Origin of the sequence: Sphingobium indicum BiD32, assembly GCF_000382885.1 — a bacterium.
GTDB lineage: Bacteria > Pseudomonadota > Alphaproteobacteria > Sphingomonadales > Sphingomonadaceae > Sphingobium > Sphingobium japonicum_C.
Map to the genome: position 1 here is coordinate 1 of NZ_CAVK010000008.1, position 16,865 is coordinate 16,865.

Consider the following 16,865-nt stretch of genomic DNA (forward strand, 5'->3'; position numbering starts at 1 on the left):
GCGGTGATCGCGCCAATAACGCTGCATGTCGGTCTCCGCCGAATAGCCCATGCCGCCGAGTATCTGGATACCAAGGTCTGCGGCCTTCACTGCGTTCTCGGTCGCAACCATTTTCAGCATGTTGGCATCGACCCCGCACGGCTTTCCCGCCGCTTGCATGCTTGCGACATAGTAGAGCAGCAGTTCGGTGGTCTTCTGCATGGTGGCGATGTCGGCCACATAATGCTGCAGGATCTGGAATCGGCCGATGATGTCGCCGAACGCTTTGCGTTGCTTCATGTAAGCCAGTGCGTCCTCGAGAACTCCGTCAATTGCGCCCAGGCACTGCGCGCCGACCATGATCCGCTCGTTGTTAAGCGTCGGCAGCATCATATACCAAGCTTCACCTGGAGTGCCGAGCACGTCCTCGTCAGGTATGAAGACATCGTCGAAAGTGACCGAACAAGACCCCATTGCTCGCATGCCGAGCTTGGGCAGTAGCGATGCGGTGATGCCGGGCGATTTGGCATCGGCAAAAAACAGGGTCAAGCCTTGGTGTCGCTTTGCCACGTTCTTGTCGGTGCGAGCTAGCAGAAGTAGTCGGTCGGCGACCTTGGCGCCGGTCGTCCACATCTTGGCGCCATTGACTTTCCAACCGCCATCGACTTTCACCGCGTTGGTTTTCATTGCACCGAGCACATCGGTGCCGCCATCCGGTTCGGTGACCGCAATCGCCACTCGCAGATCACCCTGCGCCATCGGCACCAACCACCTGTCCTTCTGGTCAGGCGTGCCGTAAAGGCCTACCGACTTTGCCCCGGCGAACGAGGTCACACCCCAGGTCCAGATCAGCCCGCCGGCAGTACGCGCTAGTTCGCGAGCAAAAATCATCTGGGTCATAACATCGCCGCCCTGTCCGCCATAGGTTTCGTCGATTCCGATGCCGAAGAAGCCCTGTTCCTTCAACTTGTCCCACAGAGGGAATGGGTAGTTTTCTTCGTCCGCTTCCAGGCGCCTCATCAGTTCTTTGGGTGCTTCCGCTTCGACCCAGCGGCGCACGATGTCGCGAAATGCCTCTTGCTCTTCGTTCAGCGCGAAATCCATATCGTCGATCCTATCTCTACAATCGCGCCAAGTTGCTCTCGCAACAGTAACAAGCACCTATCGTAAGAATGGTCGGAGTGATTTTCTTCGTCGAACGATGCCATTCCCGCAGCGTTAGTCCTCCAACCTTTCGATAGGTGTATCGAGCGGGGCAAATCCGAAATCAGATCGCCACGACAGGTCACGGGAAATTGGGAATTGCTGATGGAAGCCTATATCTACGATCACGTACGCACGCCGCGCGGAAAGGGGCGGCCAGACGGATCGCTTCATGAAATTCCGTCGGTGCAGTTGGCCGCGCAATTGCTGCAAGCGCTGCGGGACCGCAATTCCCTCGATACCTCGCTACTGGACGACGTGATCATCGGCATGGCGCAACCGGTCGGGGAGCAGGGCGGTGTGCTCGCGCGCGCTGCGGTCTTGCAGGCGGAATACGCCCAAACGGTGGGCGGCCAACAGTTGCACCGCTTCTGTGCAACTGGACTCGATGCCGTCAATCTGATCTCTGCTCAGATCCACGCCGGAATGATCCAGGCGGGGATCGGCGGTGGCGTTGAGTCGATGAGCCGTACCGTGATGGGCTATGACAGCGGCGCGTGGACGTCGGATCCTTCGGTGGCTTTCCCGAACCATTATGCTCCGCAGGGCATCGGCGCGGACATGATCGCCACGCTTGACGGTTTCAGCAGGGAGGACGTCGACTCGTTCGCCGTCGAAAGCCAGCGCCGCGCCGCCGAGGCTTGGGCAGATGGACGCTTCAAGGGTGCTATCGTGCCGGTGAAGGATGTGCTTGGCGACGTCGTGCTGGATCACGACGAACACATGCGTCCGGGCACGACGCTGGCTGATCTCGCCAAGTTGAAGCCCGCATTCGAAGGGATCGGCAAGTCTGGCTTCGAAGCGGTCGCGAAGGACCGTTATCCGCAAATAGAGGAACTGGACTACGTCCATCACGGCGGGAACAGCTCGGGTATCGTCGATGGATCGGGTCTGGTCATGGTCGGATCGAAGGAGTTCGGCGTGAAGGCCGGGCTGAAGCCGCGCGCTCGCGTGCGGGCCTATGCCAACATTGGCTCGGAACCTACGATCATGCTGACCGCGCCGACCGCCGTTTGCGAAAAGGCTCTCAAAAATGCGGGGATGAGCAAGAACGATATCGACCTGTGGGAGCTGAACGAAGCTTTTGCGAGCGTTGTGATGCGGTTTATGAACGAGATGGGCGTGCCCCACGACAGGATGAACGTAAACGGCGGCGCGATCGCGATGGGGCACCCGCTTGGGGCCACGGGTGCGATGCTGATCGGGACGGTGTTGGACGAACTGGAGCGCCGTGACCTGAACGCAGGCGCTATCTCCCTTTGCGCCGCAAACGGCCTCGGCACTGCCTGCATCATTGAGCGCGTCTGAGCGAAGAATCTGGAAGGCACGATTACCATGCGACACATGAAGATCGAACGGGCGGCCGACGGCGTCGCTACTCTTATCCTCGACAACGCCGATGGCACGATGAATGTCGTGAATGAAGCTTTCATCGCCGAGATGGTAGCGGCCATCGCCGAGATATCGGCCGATGAAGCGATCAAGGGCGTGATTCTCACCAGCGCCAAGCCGTCCTTCATGGCGGGCGCTGACCTCAAAAAGCTTGTGGGCGGATTCACGCCGCATGAGGCGCTGGAATTCTCCCGTCGCGCCACCCGGATGCACCGGGCCATGGAAACGTCCGGCAAACCGTGGGTCGCGGTCCTGAACGGACTGGCGCTCGGCGGTGGATTTGAATTGGCGCTGGCATGTCATTACCGGATTCTGGTTGACGACCCGAAGGCAGTGATCGGCTTGCCGGAAGTCAATGTCGGGCTTTTGCCGGGCTCGGGCGGAACCGTCCGTCTGGGAATCTTCGCTGGCATGAAGACGGCGCTCGACTTGCTGCTCTCGGGCCGTTCGGTTGCGCCGGCTGAGGCGTTGGCGTTGCGTATCGTCGATGAAGTCGCGCCTGCCGCCATCCTTTTCGAGCGCGCCCGGGCCTGGCTCGCGACCAATCCCGACCCAGTGAGGGCCTGGGACAAGAAGGGCTGGGTCCCGCCGCAGAAGAAGGGCATGACGGTGCCGGAAGATTCGGCAGCCTACATGATAGCTGCGGGTGAAATCGCCAAGAAGGGTTACAACGCGCCAGCCCCGCTCGCGATCCTGGCTTCGGTGTTCGAGGGCCTCCAGCTACCCTTCGATAAGGCTTTGTCGGTCGAGAGCAAATATTTCGCCAAGTTGCTGAGCGGGCCGGTAGCGCGGAACATCATCCGCACCAGCTTCATCTCGAAGCAGGCGGCCGAAAAGGGTGCACGTCGCCCTGCCGGCGTTCCGAAGGGTGAGGTGAAGAAGGTAGCAGTGCTTGGTGCTGGCATGATGGGCGCGGGCATCGCATGCGTCTCGGCTGCGGCAGGGATCGAGGTGGTCCTACTCGATCGTGATGTACTGACTGCGGAGAAGGGCAAGGCATATACCGCAAAGGTGCAAGGCAAACTCGTCGAAAAGGGTAAGCTGAGCCAGGAAAAGGCTGATGCGATCGTTGCCCGCATCACGGCGACTGATGATTATGCGTTGCTCGTCGGTTGCGATCTCGTGGTCGAGGCTGTATTCGAGGATACCGCGATCAAGGCGGAGACCACCCGCAAGGCCGAGGCCGTCATTCAGGAAACCGCAGTGTTCGGCTCGAACACCTCGACCCTGCCGATCAGCCAGTTGGCTCAGGCATCGCAGCGACCCGCGCAGTTCATCGGTATCCATTTCTTCTCGCCGGTCGACCGCATGGGCCTCGTCGAAGTGATCATGGGCAAGCAGACTTCGCCTGAGACCCTGGCGCGCGCGCTCGACTATATCGCCCAGCTGCGCAAGACCCCGGTCGTCGTCAATGACAGCCGTGGATTTTACACCAGCCGTGTGTTCCAGACGCTCATTCACGAGGGCGCCTCGATGCTGAACGATGGTGTGCCGCCGGCTGTGGTCGAGAATACCGCAAAGGCCGTAGGGATGCCGGTTGGACCGCTGGCGCTGCTCGATGAGCTGACCGTTGATCTACCGCTCAAGATCGTCGACCAGGCGATTGCGGAGGAGGGCGACAAATATACTCCGCCTGCCGGTGTCGCCGTGTTGCGCAAGATGCGCGACGAAATCGGTCGGCCGAGCCGCAAGGCCGGCGGCGGTTTTTACGATTACCCCGAAGGCGGCAAGAAGCGGCTTTGGCCGGGGCTTGCCAATCATTTTCCGGTTCAGGACGGTTACGACATCGAAGAGCTGAAGCGCCGCTATCTGTACGCTCAGGCGATGGAAACCGCGCGGTGTCTGGAGGAAGGCGTGCTCGAGACGCCCGAGGATGCCGACCTGGGCGCAGTCTATGGCTGGGGCTTCCCGATCTGGACGGGCGGCACGATCAGTTACATCGATACCGTCGGAATTGAGAAATTCGTGGTCGAGGCCGACAAGCTCGCTCAAAAATATGGCCCACGTTTCCTTCCTTCCGCCTGGCTTCGGGACAAGGCGGCACGGAGCGCGCCGTTCTACGGCGCGGCGGCCGATCAAAAGGAAGCCGAAGCGGCATGAAACGCCTGACTTTCGAGCCGGAGCATGAGCAATTTCGCGACAGCGTGATCAAGTTCATGCAGGCCGAAGTGGCGCCGCATGTCGAGCGGTTTCACCAGCAGGGCATGGTCGATCGTGAGCTCTTCCTCAAGGCCGGGGAGCAGGGTCTGCTCTGCACCTGGGCCGATGAGAAATATGGTGGAGCGGGAATCGATGATTTCCGATTTGAGCAGATCATCATCGAAGAAAATATGCGGCATGGTGATATCGGGTTTTACATCAACCTGCATAACGACCTCGTCGCGCCCTATATCGCGAAGCTCGGCACCGACGAGCAGAAGGCGCGTTGGATGCCGGGTATCGTCTGCGGTGAGAAGATTCTCGCCATCGCTATGACGGAGCCTTCGACAGGCTCCGATCTCGCCGGAATACGGACGCGTGCGGAAGACAAGGGCGACCACTGGTTGCTCAACGGGGCGAAGACTTACATCTCGAATGGAATCCTGTCGGACCTTGTCGTTGTCGCGGCGCGTACCGATCCGGAAAGTCGCTATGGCATTGGCCTGTTCGTGGTTGAGCGGGGGATGGAAGGTTTCGAGCGCGGCCGCAAGCTCGACAAGATGGGCATGAAGGCGCAGGATACTGCCGAGTTGTTCTTCAATGACGTCAAGGTTCCGAAGGCCAATGTGTTGGGTGACCCCTCTCAGGGTTTCGGCTACCTTGCGCGCTTCCTTGCGCAGGAACGGCTCGTCGCATCGATCGGCTTCATGGCGACGGCGCAGACCGCTTTTGACATCACGCTCCAATATGTGAAGGAGCGTCGGGCCTTCGGGAAGCCGATCGGTGCATTCCAGAATACCCGTTTTAAAATGGCCACCATGCGCGCCGAACTCGACATGGCGCAGACCTATGTCGACCAGTGCGTGCTTCTGCTCAATGCTGGCCAGCTTGCGGCTGAAGATGCATCGGCGGCGAAGCTGCTCACAAGCGAGCTCGAGGCGCGCGTGATGGATGAGTGTGTCCAACTGCACGGCGGTGCGGGTTACATGACCGAGTACCGCATCTGCCGGATGTACACCGATGCACGCATCAGCCGTATTTTTGCCGGCACATCCGAGATCATGCGCGAAATCATCGGACGTTCGCTGGGTCTCGACGAGCGCAAGCTCTCCTGACTGGCCGTCCATCAGGAAGATTGGACATCATATTGAAGGTTTTGCAGAATAAGGTCGCGCTCGTAACGGGCTCGGGCAGGGGTATCGGCAGGGCGATTGCGCTAAAGCTAGCGGGGGCCGGTGCGTCGGTGGTGGTCAATGATCTCGATGAGGGGGTCGCAATGGAAACCGCCGCTGAAATCGAGGCGATGGGATCGCGCGCGGCCATCTGCACAGGTGATGTGACCGCGCCGGATTTCGGTGATCGGATCGTTCAAGCTGCGGTTGACGCCTTTGGCGGGATCGACATCATCGTCAACAATGCCGGCTATGCTTGGGATGCGGTGGTCCAGAAGACTTCAGATGAGCAATGGGCGGCGATGATCGACGTCCATCTTAGCGCACCATTCCGCATTTTGCGGGCCGCACAACCGATCATCGCGGCCGCTGCGAAGGAGGAGATCGCGCGCCACGGTCGGGCGACGCGCCGAACCGTGGTCAATATATCGTCGGTTGCGGGGCTGGGCGGAAATGCCGGACAGGCTGGCTATGCGGCGGGCAAAATGGGGATCGTCGGTCTTACCAAGACATTGATGAAGGAGTGGGGCCGCTACAATGTTACGGTAAATGCCGTTGCGTTCGGGGTTATCAAGACCCGCATGACCGCAGGTGAGGCCGGCAAATCGACGATCACGGTCAAGGATCGAGAGATCAGGGCGGGTGTAGGCAAGGAGATCTTGGACGCCATGGAAAGCGGCATTCCGCTGGGGCGGGCTGGCACTCCGGAAGAAGCGGCCGGCGCCGTTTACCTCCTTTGTTTGCCGGAGGCGGATTATATTTCCGGTCAGGTCATCGTCGCTGGGGGCGGTTGGTCACTCTGATTAGCACATGGTGGCGGCACGATCACGTCAATTGAGTTGGCGAGGCATTCCCCAGCCCATAGTCGCTGCAAGTTATGCTGAGTCTCCAAATGCCGGAGACACAAGTGCATATTAAAAGTTCGGGATGCTGGAACAAGGGAATAGTAGAATGATGAATGATCATATTCCCGATTTGTTCAGAAAGTTCGATTCTCTGGTTGATGAGCGCAGCAAGCTTCTATCCTCTGGAATGCAAGACCCATTTGGTCTCGTCATGGATCGCGTGATTTCACCAACAGTGGCGATTTGTGACGAGCGGGAAACGATACTGCTAGGCACTTACAATTATATGGGGATGACTTTCGATCCGGACGTGATTGAAGCCGGCAAGAAGGCACTCCAAGAGTTCGGAGCCGGCACTACCGGGAGCCGTGTGTTCAACGGAACCTATGCTGGACACAAAGCGGTCGAACAATCACTGTGCGAGTACTATGGCATGGACCATGCTATGGTGTTCTCCACGGGATACCAAGCCAACCTTGGTATAATTTCGACGATCGCCGGCAAAGGTGACTATGTTGTCCTGGATATCGATAGCCATGCATCGATCTGGGATGGTTGTAAAATGAGCGACGCCGAAATCGTTCCTTTCAGGCATAATGACGTTGAGGCTCTGGAAAAGCGCCTGGGTCGAATTCCGGCTGGCGCGGGGAAGCTGGTCGTCCTCGAAGGCGTCTACTCAATGTTGGGTGATGTAGCTCCTCTCCAGGAGATGGTCACTGTCGCCAAAAAATACGGCGCGATGGTTCTCGTGGATGAAGCCCACGCAATGGGGGTTGTCGGCCGCAGGGGGAGGGGCGTTGCTGAGGATCAGGACTGCCTCGATGCCGTGGACTTTGTTATCGGTACATTTTCCAAATCAGTCGGGACGGTCGGTGGGTTTTGTATCTCGAACCATCCGAAATTCGAGATTTTGCGCTTGGCCTGTCGCCCCTATGTGTTCACCGCGAGCCTGCCGCCGAGCGTAGTGGCGACTGCCTGCACTTCGATTCGGAAGTTAATGAATGCGGACGAGAAGCGCTTACGCCTCTGGGAGAACTCGAAGGCGTTGCATCAGGGGCTGAGAGCCGCTGGATTCCAGCTCGGCACCGAGGAACCTCAAAGCGCCATCATTTCTGTTATTATGCCCGATCTCGAGTCCGGCGTTGGTATGTGGGAAGCCCTGCTGCGTGAAGGACTCTACGTGAATCTTGCGCGACCACCAGCGACGCCTGCGAACATGACGCTTTTGCGTTGCTCGCTCTGCTCCGAGCATTCTGCGGGTCAGGTCGAGAAGATCATCAGCACATTCACGCGCGTGGGCGAAGCCAGATCCTTGCTTGCTGGTCATTGATCGGGGATCATTGACCAGGCCCCGAATTGGAAAAATCTCTGACCGTTTGGCCTGATCTTCGCATTCGCGACCACCTTGGCCACCGTGATCGGTCTGCCCGACGATAAAGAGGCGCCCAGTTCGCGAAACCATTCCAAAGATAGGTGAAATGAGGGGCTACTGCATTTCAATGAATCCGATAGGATCGGCAGGCCTAGTGCGAGACTTGCGCTAAAACACCGTCGGCGTTGGGGAGATGATGTATTCAGACCGACTGATCTCTCCACCCCAGTGAAATTGCGAGTGATCCCGACCAAGTTGACGCAATCTGAAGCCGCATCGTGTTGAAAGGGCTTCGAAGAAAATATCAGTGCGGCGACGGGTCCAGGAAGCGGGGAGGGCAGCGTGGGAGCGACCGGGACAGTTTTGAAAATTGAGGCGCTTTACGTCGAGCACTCTGATTGGCTCTGTAATTGGCTGCGACGGCGCGCCTTTTCCAGGGAGCATGCGGCAGATCTAACACATGATACCTTTCGCCGACTGCTTGAGCGTGGGCCTATGGTGTCACCCGATGACCCTCGAAACTATCTGGTGACGATCGCGCGTCGATTACTAGTCGACGATGTGCGACGGCGCAATATCGAGCGCGCAGTCCTGGATGTCGTTGCCTCGCATCAGCAGCAGATTGAGCATATCACACCCGAGCGTATCACGGCCGCGGTGATGCTGCTCGATTCTCTAATGGCCATTCTCGACGGCCTCCCGAAGCCGGCGCGGACCGCTTTCCTGCTTCGCACACTCGAAGGATTAACACAGCAGGACATAGCCGATCGGATGGGCATCTCCCTTCGCACCGTGAAGCGTCACATTGCGATGGGTCTCGCACGTTGTTTCGCCTTGGAGGAAGGCCCGGCCTCCTTATGAGCGGCACGATCCCCTTGGAAATCGTGACAAGGGCAGCAGAATGGGCGGCCCGGTTCGACGCCGGGGACATGTCAGCGGCAGATCATGCCTCCTACGTAGCCTGGGTCGGCCAGGATCCTAGGCATGGCGAGGCACTGGCGCGTATAGAAGCAAATTTCAATCGGCTGTCGGCAGGCGATGATCTAGAACGAACGGCAGCTCGGCAATTACTGCAACGTAAGACCCGACGACGCATCACTGGAGTGGTAGCTGCCGGAGTTTTTGTCCTGAGTGGATGGCTCATCGGATATGCGGATTGGCCAACGACACAAGAGTTTCGCACCAAGCGAGGCGAGCAACATTCGGTAGCATTAGCCGATGGTAGCGACCTAACACTCGATTCCGAAAGCCTCGTGGAGGTATCGCTCGGCCGAAAGCAGCGCCTCATAAAACTGGTGAAGGGCCAGGTTTATGCAGAAGTCGCGAAGGATGAGGATCGACCATTCGTCGTCGAGACAAAAGACGGAACGGTCACCGCGCTCGGCACTGCGTTCGTGGTCCGTCTCTTCGCGAAAGAAAGCATAGTGACCGTCACCAAGTCGCAGGTTCGTGTTTGCCCCGGCCGGACTAACCTGGAAGAGAGCAGATGCCGGTCGCTAGGGCCGGGAAATCAGGCCCGACTTACAAGCGGCGGCGTCGTGGCCATGAGCGACGTGAATGCAGAAAGTGCCATACTCTGGACGCGGGGATGGCTTGAGGCAAATAACCGCGATCTGGTAGACGTGTTATTGGAGCTCGATCGTTATAGTCCAACGCCCATTCGGTTTGATCCGGCCTCGTTGGCCGGACGGCGCGTGACAGGCAGCTTTCCCCTCACGGACACTACACTGGCGTTGAAGGGGATTGAGCAGGCATCGGGGGTCGACGTGCAGCGTCAGAACGACGGCGCGATCATGATAAGGCCTCGCTGAAATTTTTTGGCCCCTTTTTTCTACCTCGTCCGTCCCACAGTCGTAACCATAAAAAAGGGGAACAAGAGGATGCGACGCCTAGATCGATCGATTGTCAGCGTGATGGGGATTGCCACCGTGATTGCCCTGTCCGGCGTGAGCCCGGCTCAGGCGCGGACAGCTCAGCCCACCCCGGTCCAGTTCGACATTCCAGCAGGGTCGCTAGGCCCATCAATTGTTCGGCTCGGCCAGCAGGCTGGCGTCGTAATTACCGTTGATCCATCACTTGTGCGCGGTCATGTGAACAGCGCATTCCACGGATCGACGTCGGTCGCCCAGGCCGCAGCTCGCCTGCTTGCCAACACCGGTTTGACGCTTCGGCAAACAGGCGAGCGTATTTACGTCGTCGAGCGTCAGGCGCGTCTGGTGAAGACCGCGGCGATGGCGTCTGCGCCCCGAATGCCAACGGCCAGCCCCGATTCCTCCCCTGCACCAGTCTCAGAAGCACCGAGAGATGAAGAGATAGTCGTCACCGCGCAGCGTCGTGAGGAAAGGCTGCAGGACGTTCCGATCTCAATTACGGTGTATTCCCAGGAGGATCTTGCCAAGCGTAATGTTGCAGTGGCGAGCGACCTAGCCACTTACACGCCATCGCTGAGTGTTAACCAGCGCTATGGTCCCGAAAAGGCATCCTTCGCAATCCGTGGCTTCAATCAGAGTTTCAACACTGCACCGACTGTTGGCGTGTATTTCGCCGAAGTTGTCGGTATACGCGCTCAAGGGTCGACAACATCCGGAAATTCGGTTGGTGCGGGGGCGTTCTCCGATCTTGAGAACGTGCAAATCTTAAAGGGTCCTCAAGGAACCCTTTTTGGTCGAAATACGACTGGCGGCGCGATCTTGCTCACTCCAAGAAAGCCCATCAGGGACTTTGGGGGTTATGTCGATGCCACTTACGGCAATTTCGACCAAATCCGGCTGAACGCGGCGCTGAATCTCCCATTGTCCGATACGTTCAGAGTTCGTATCAGCGGGGAACGTAATTCGCGCGACGGATACATGAAGAACCATGTTCCTGGGAGCGCCAAAGATTTCAATGACGTGAACTATGCCTACGGCCGACTGAGCATAGTAGGCGATCTCACACCGAACCTCGAAAATTATACGATTGTTCACTACAGCCGATCAGATACCAACGGAATCGCGTCCCGCACAGTATCATGTGCGCGAGATGTGGCTGACGGAGGTACATTGGTTACAACCGTCGGCGCCCCCGGTTACAATGGGAATACTTTGTTACAAACACTGTCGTGTCGCGCTCAAATAGCGAGGCAAACGGCGCGCGGTGACGGTCTCTATGATGTCGAAAGCGCGATTAATGCTTCTCGCGCTTTTCTTGAACAATGGCAAATTGTCAATACGACAACGTGGCAGGTCGGAGACAATATAAAGATCAAAAATATCGCAAGTTATGGGGAATTGCGGGAAAAAATTAATCTAAGTATTAGATCTACAAACTATGTAGTTCCAAACTTTAATGGTGAAGTTGGATTCAATTTCACGAAATACATAAATCCAGCAGTTCGCAATCCTGATGGTTCAGAATATATCATTCCGGCCGGAACACCATATCTGACTACCCAGAACGATAACGCCGGTCCTGGTACTTATTCAGCAGAGCAATCGACTTTTACAGAGGAACTCCAGCTGCAAGGTAAGAGCCTTGACGGGCGCTTAAACTATGTAGTCGGAGGCTATTTGGAATTTAGCCGGCCGCTTGGGTTTAGCCAAGGCTACGGGGCAAATTCGCTTAGCTGCACGATCGTTCATGATCTTGCATGCTCCAACCCGCTCACAACGGGGAGTTTTTTTGCACCAAAAGTCAAGACTAATTTCGACAATCATGGCGTGTTCGCGCAAGGAACATATAAGATCTCAGAAAAGCTTGCGCTTACCGCCGGGGGGCGGTGGACCTTTGATAAGATTGAAGGGGCGTCTGAGGGAACTCGTTTTGTCCCCTCAATTGGGCCTGGATCATATATAGATCCTCGTACCGGAGTATCCATACGGCGAACATGCTTGGACACGGTATCCTATCCCGGTAAAGTCGTTCAGGACACGGCCGCCTGTTTGACTAAGCGTGTCGCGAGATCCAACAGGCCGACTTGGCTAATCAACCTAGAATACAAGCCTAATCATGATCTTTTGGTCTATGGAAAATATGCACGCGCTTACCGTCAAGGGGGGGTGAATTTCAACGCGGTTGGATTTGAGACTTGGGGTCCAGAACAAATGGAGAGTTTTGAGATTGGGTCCAAACTCAACCTCTCTGGCGGCGTGCGAGGCTATTTCAATGTTGCGGGCTTTTATAACAGTCTTTCTGACATGCAGGTCACAGCTACCCTATCTCCAACGCTTGCAGCACAATTGACCGGGATTCAAACCACTTCCGCTAATGTAAACGCCGCCAATGCGCGTTCTTACGGCGCCGAGATCGATACGTCGCTGCTATTCTTCGATCGCTTGCGCCTGACAGCGGGGTATACCTATCTTAATACCAAGATCGTGAAAATTGCATCTCCCGCGGAGCTGACACCCCAAATAGCCGGTACCGTCTTTGCCTCGATCGTGCCGAGCGGTCGGCCGGGAACTGCGTTTCCGGATACTCCGAAGCATAAGTTGACGGTAAGCGCGAATTACGACTTTCCCTTGAGTCAGAGTGTTGGGGATGTCTCGATAGGAGCTACTTGGACTTGGACGTCCAAGGTAGTAACAAACTTTGCGGAGCCACCCTTCGTTGACGGTATTCCGATCGGCATTACGCCTGCCTTTAGTCTGGTAAATGTGAACTTGGATTGGAAAGGCATTGGAGGCTCGCCAATCGACGCTTCATTCTTCGTTTATAATCTAGCGAACAAGGCGGTGAAACTTCCTAACCTCACCTCTTATGCGGCTTCGGGCGGTGCTGCCCAGATCGGCCTTATGCCGCCCCGTATGTATGGTCTTCGTCTGAGATACAGGTTTGGAAGCTGATCGGGTGTAGGGGTTATGCTGCTTAAGCTTGATAGCTTTCACAAGCCTGGGGTTGGTCCATCCGCCTTTTTTTAGACTTTTTCGTTGATTTCAGGGCAATGATTTTCACAAGAAACATCGCAAGAGGCGGCGGGGGAGTGTCAGCGGAATGACGCAGCCACTGGCCCGATCTGATGAGTGGCGCCGCTATTGGCCGTTGGTAGTTACGGCATTTCTTGGCCTTGCCCTCCCGTCCGCAGCGGTGAACTCGATGGGTGTTTTCGTCGAGTCGCTTGAGCGGGAATTCGGCTGGACCCGAACGGAGATCTCCGGCGGAGTAGCTCTTGCGAGTCTCATAACGATCCCCTTGTCCCCGTTGGTCGGTGCAATGATTGATCGGTACGGGGTCCGGCGGCTCGCTCTTCTGGGTCTTCTCCTGACGGCCTCAGCCATCGCTGCGCTCAGCTTTGCCGATGGTGCGGTCGTCCAATGGATGGTGCTGTGGTTCATCTTCGGGCTTGCAGCCTTGCTTATAAAACCGACCTTATGGACGGCCGCAATCTCAGGCGCTTTCAATGGCGGGCGCAGCTTAGCATTGGGCCTCGCCCTCAGTGGAATGTCTATGGTGTTGATTGTCGTTCCGCCGCTTACCGAATGGCTGATCAGCGGTTTTGGGTGGCGGAGTGCCTACATCTGGCTTGCGGTGATCTTCGGTATTCCGGCACTGGGTATGTCATACTTCTTCTTGTACGGTGCAAAGGATCGACAACGCATAGCGCGCGCGGGTCCAGCAGGCGAGGTCGAACAGGCGCTGGAAGGCCTTTCGGTCGCGGAGGCCTTCCGCAGCCCGGCACTTTACAGGATCGCGGGCGCGACGCTTATAACGCTGGCGTTTGGGGCTGCCTTTCTAGCTCACCAGTTTCCGATCCTTACTGAATCCGGTGTCAGCCGCCATAATGCCGCGCTGCTTGCCAGTCTTGCCGGTGCCGGCTCCATAGTCGGGAAGCTCGTGACAGGTTGGCTGATGGAACGTTTCGACGGGGGTTTCATCGGTTGCATCACGAACTCGTTGATGGCCATAGGCATGCTGTTCCTGCTCGAACCCTTCCGCACACCGCCTACCATCGTGCTGGGCATGCTGATCATTGGCTATTCCAACGGAGCAAAGCTTCAGATCTGTGTGTTCCTCACCAGCGTTTACGGGGGCATGCGCAACTACGGAAAGATATTCGGGGTCATGGCAAGCATCATGGCGGTTGCTGGAGGACTCGGTCCCCTTCTTGGCGGCATGATTTACGATCTAACAAAAGGATACAACGCGCTTATCATCGTTGGAATTCCGAGTAGCCTGGTCGCCGGACTGCTACTCTTCAGGCTCGGACGCTATCCGCGCTGGAGCAGTTCGCTCGAGATGAGAGAGCTCGCCTGAGACTCTTTAGCTTCGCCAAAGTTGTGATCTCGTTCTGTTAATTTCGACTCCTCCACATATGCCCTGCAGATGAAGCAAATTCGGTTGGTGCCAAGCGGATACAAGGAGAAATGCTGGCAGTCGGTACGGCGGGCACGCCGCGTCGCGAAACCATGCCATGCTCGTTGCAGTTCGCTTTGATGATCCCATTCGCCGAATTGCGTGGCGCAGTGCGTGGGCTTCGCCAGGATCACGCGCTGGCCGTACTGGTGTGGAGAGCCAGGAAGAGGATGTTTTTCCTATCGAGTGACAGGTGGTCAAATCTCTCGCTCCCTTAAAGCTTCGGCTTTGAGCCAGCCGCTTGATGCGCGGGCAGGCCATGGGTGTAACGATAAGGATCGCGAGATCGAGAATGGGCAGTCTTTTCAGCTTGGTCGGCAAAAGTGCGTTGGTAACCGGAGGTGCGCAGGGCTTGGGGCGCATGATCGCAGAAGGCCTGCTGGCGGCGGGGGCCAGTGTCGCGATCACCTCGCGTAATCCGGATGTTTGCAGGGAGGCGGCTGCCGAAATGGCAGAGATTGGTAGTTGCATCGCCCTGGATGCCGATCTTTCGACACCGGAGGCGGCTGCAGAGCTCGCCGAGCGCTATCGAAAAACGTGCGGAGCGTGCAACATACTCGTGAATAATGCCGGCAAGACCTGGGGTGCGCCGATCGAATCTTTCCCCGACAAGGCCTGGGCCGGAGTGATGGCGGTCAACGTGCAGACCCCCTTCACCCTGATCCGCGAGTTGCTGCCCGAATTGGAAGCATCTGCCAAGCCTTTGGATCCGGCGAGGGTGATCAATATCGGTTCGGTCGCGGGAATGAAGCCGGAGCAACTCCAGGCCTATAGCTACTCGGCATCGAAGGCGGCGCTGCACATGCTGACGCGCGATCTTGCCAGAGACCTCGCCGCCCGAAACATCACAGTCAACGCCGTCATTCCGGGATATTTCCCAACCAAGATGACAGCGCATATGCGCGACGAAGATGCTGTCGATCCTGCGCTACTCTCGCACATTCCGCTCGGGCGTCTCGGTCGAGCGGAAGATATTGCCGGCATCATTGTCTACCTCTGTTCTCAAGCTGGCAGCTATGTGACCGGCGCGCAAATTCCGATCGACGGAGGAGTGGTTGGCTGTGGCTAGACTGCACTGTCGATGTAATCCGCCTATCATTGGAAAGGTGATCTTCTGGTTATTTGATCCGTTTATGGCGGGCAATTAATAAAATTGTGAAGGGAAACGAAATTGGATCCTCTCAGCCATCTGATGCAAAGATATTGTTTCGGTTACACAGCCACCCATGATTTTTCTGTCGCTGACCAGATTATGGCAGATGACTATACATTTTTCATGGGCGAGCATGAATTTAAGGGCCGTGAGGAAGCTTACAAGCCTGCAGCCGACCGACAGTTCGAGGCCTATCCAGGTTTGGGATTCACGGTTCATGAGTTTTTCTCAAACGGCGATCGGTGCGCCATGTATTTTAGCGAACATGGCTATTCCAAGCAGTTTGACGCGCTGACTGCGTGGCACGGGGCTAGCCTTTATCGCTGGAACGGCGAGCGGTTGGCCGAATGCCGCATCGAGCAGGATTACTATGGCCGCCGCCGCCAGCTTACTTCGAAGAATCCTGATCCAATTGATCCGCCAGCCTGTGCGCCTTGGGTAGGGCCGATCGAGCCCGCCAGCGAGGCGAATGAACGGTTGGTCGCGCAGTGGCTGGAGAGAGGCGGCCTCCTCAAAAGCCGCATTGGCAGCTTGGATGATGAGCGTGTCGCTCCCGCAATTGCGCGAGTAATCTTCGCCGATGAGCAGGTCAAAGTGCTTGATATCATGTCAGCTGGCAACCGCGTCGCCTTCCAGGCGCGGATTGACGGGTCCTATGCAGGTGGTCTGGACGAACTGGCGGGCCATGAGGGTGCCGACGCATTCCTTTACGCGACGGGTGTCGTTCACGTGCTCGACGATGCAATCGGGACGGTCCGTGCAGTCACCGACCGCTATACGATGGAGCGCAGGATACTTGCGGCTGCGCGGAATACTTCTCGGTGATGATCGTCGGTCAACTCTCAGCGAGAGCGCGCACAATTGGCGCAAAGTGCTATTGCTGCTTGAACTCCCGCCTTGAACGGGATTGGGTGGAATACCTAAAAAGTCGAGCATCATCGCCCGATAAAGAAATGTGAGGAAGCTGAGATGAAACCCGGTACCCGTCTAAAGAGCGTTACATGCGACACCGAAGTGATGGTGATCCGCTGCGGCGTCGGCGTCATCGAATGTGGTGGCTCGGCCATGGCTGAAGTGAAGCCCCCAGAGGCAACTGCGCTCAATCCCGGTTTCTCGGGCGGTACGCTGCTGGGCAAGCGCTATGTCGATGCCGACGGCGAGTATGAGCTGCTCTGCGTCAAGTCCGGCGAGGGCTCGCTGTCGGTCGGTGGCGTCGCGCTCGTCACCAAAGACGCAAAGCCCTTGCCCGCCTCGGACTGATCTGGACAAGCCGTACCCGT

At 57.2% G+C, this 16,865-nt stretch carries 13 protein-coding genes; 12 read left to right on the forward strand and 1 reads right to left on the reverse strand.

What is annotated here, in order from left to right:
- The coding region (locus EBBID32_RS00655) for an acyl-CoA dehydrogenase family protein (RefSeq protein ID WP_037488010.1) at positions 1–1,083 on the reverse strand (1,083 nt) is incomplete at its 3' end.
- Positions 1,084–1,287: 204 nt separating this feature from the next.
- Here EBBID32_RS00655 and EBBID32_RS00660 point away from each other — a divergent pair.
- The 12 genes from EBBID32_RS00660 (at position 1,288) to EBBID32_RS00720 (ending at position 16,845) form a co-directional block, all read left to right on the forward strand.
- On the forward strand, positions 1,288–2,490 hold the full coding sequence (locus EBBID32_RS00660) for an acetyl-CoA C-acetyltransferase (RefSeq protein WP_037488013.1): 1,203 nt from the start codon (positions 1,288–1,290) through the stop codon (positions 2,488–2,490).
- Between the two features lie 27 nt (positions 2,491–2,517).
- Positions 2,518–4,674, forward strand: coding sequence for a 3-hydroxyacyl-CoA dehydrogenase NAD-binding domain-containing protein (locus tag EBBID32_RS00665; RefSeq protein WP_006948925.1), 2,157 nt, complete (start codon positions 2,518–2,520; stop codon positions 4,672–4,674).
- The gene (locus EBBID32_RS00670; protein ID WP_006948926.1) at positions 4,671–5,828 is read left to right on the forward strand and encodes an acyl-CoA dehydrogenase family protein; all 1,158 of its coding nucleotides are present in this window, start codon (positions 4,671–4,673) and stop codon (positions 5,826–5,828) included. Before EBBID32_RS00665 ends, EBBID32_RS00670 begins: the two co-directional genes overlap by 4 nt.
- 32 nt (positions 5,829–5,860) lie before the next feature.
- Complete coding sequence (locus EBBID32_RS00675) at positions 5,861–6,688, forward strand: SDR family NAD(P)-dependent oxidoreductase (protein ID WP_037488028.1); 828 nt, start codon at positions 5,861–5,863, stop codon at positions 6,686–6,688.
- A 148-nt stretch (positions 6,689–6,836) separates the two neighbouring features.
- Positions 6,837–8,060: a serine palmitoyltransferase gene (spt, locus tag EBBID32_RS00680; protein WP_006948928.1), complete on the forward strand. Its 1,224-nt coding sequence runs from the start codon at positions 6,837–6,839 to the stop codon at positions 8,058–8,060.
- A 384-nt stretch (positions 8,061–8,444) separates the two neighbouring features.
- Positions 8,445–8,963 carry a sigma-70 family RNA polymerase sigma factor gene (locus EBBID32_RS00685; RefSeq protein ID WP_037488016.1) on the forward strand — a complete coding sequence of 173 codons (519 nt, stop codon included), beginning with the start codon at positions 8,445–8,447 and terminating at the stop codon, positions 8,961–8,963.
- A complete protein-coding gene (locus EBBID32_RS00690; protein ID WP_037488019.1) occupies positions 8,960–9,913 on the forward strand; it encodes a FecR family protein in 954 nt (317 codons plus the stop codon). Before EBBID32_RS00685 ends, EBBID32_RS00690 begins: the two co-directional genes overlap by 4 nt.
- Positions 9,914–9,982: 69 nt before the next feature.
- Positions 9,983–12,925: a TonB-dependent receptor domain-containing protein gene (locus EBBID32_RS23355; RefSeq protein WP_006948931.1), complete on the forward strand. Its 2,943-nt coding sequence runs from the start codon at positions 9,983–9,985 to the stop codon at positions 12,923–12,925.
- A gap of 148 nt (positions 12,926–13,073) precedes the next feature.
- Complete coding sequence (locus tag EBBID32_RS00700; protein WP_006948932.1) at positions 13,074–14,333, forward strand: MFS transporter; 1,260 nt, start codon at positions 13,074–13,076, stop codon at positions 14,331–14,333.
- Between the two features lie 391 nt (positions 14,334–14,724).
- Positions 14,725–15,501, forward strand: a complete 777-nt coding sequence (locus EBBID32_RS00710) for an SDR family oxidoreductase (protein WP_006948933.1) — start codon at positions 14,725–14,727, stop codon at positions 15,499–15,501.
- A gap of 102 nt (positions 15,502–15,603) precedes the next feature.
- Entirely contained in the window at positions 15,604–16,410 is an 807-nt protein-coding gene (locus EBBID32_RS00715) for a nuclear transport factor 2 family protein (protein ID WP_006948934.1), read from the forward strand.
- A gap of 144 nt (positions 16,411–16,554) precedes the next feature.
- Positions 16,555–16,845 carry a hypothetical protein gene (locus EBBID32_RS00720; RefSeq protein WP_006948935.1) on the forward strand — a complete coding sequence of 97 codons (291 nt, stop codon included), beginning with the start codon at positions 16,555–16,557 and terminating at the stop codon, positions 16,843–16,845.
- The last annotated feature ends 20 nt before the right edge of the window (positions 16,846–16,865 follow it).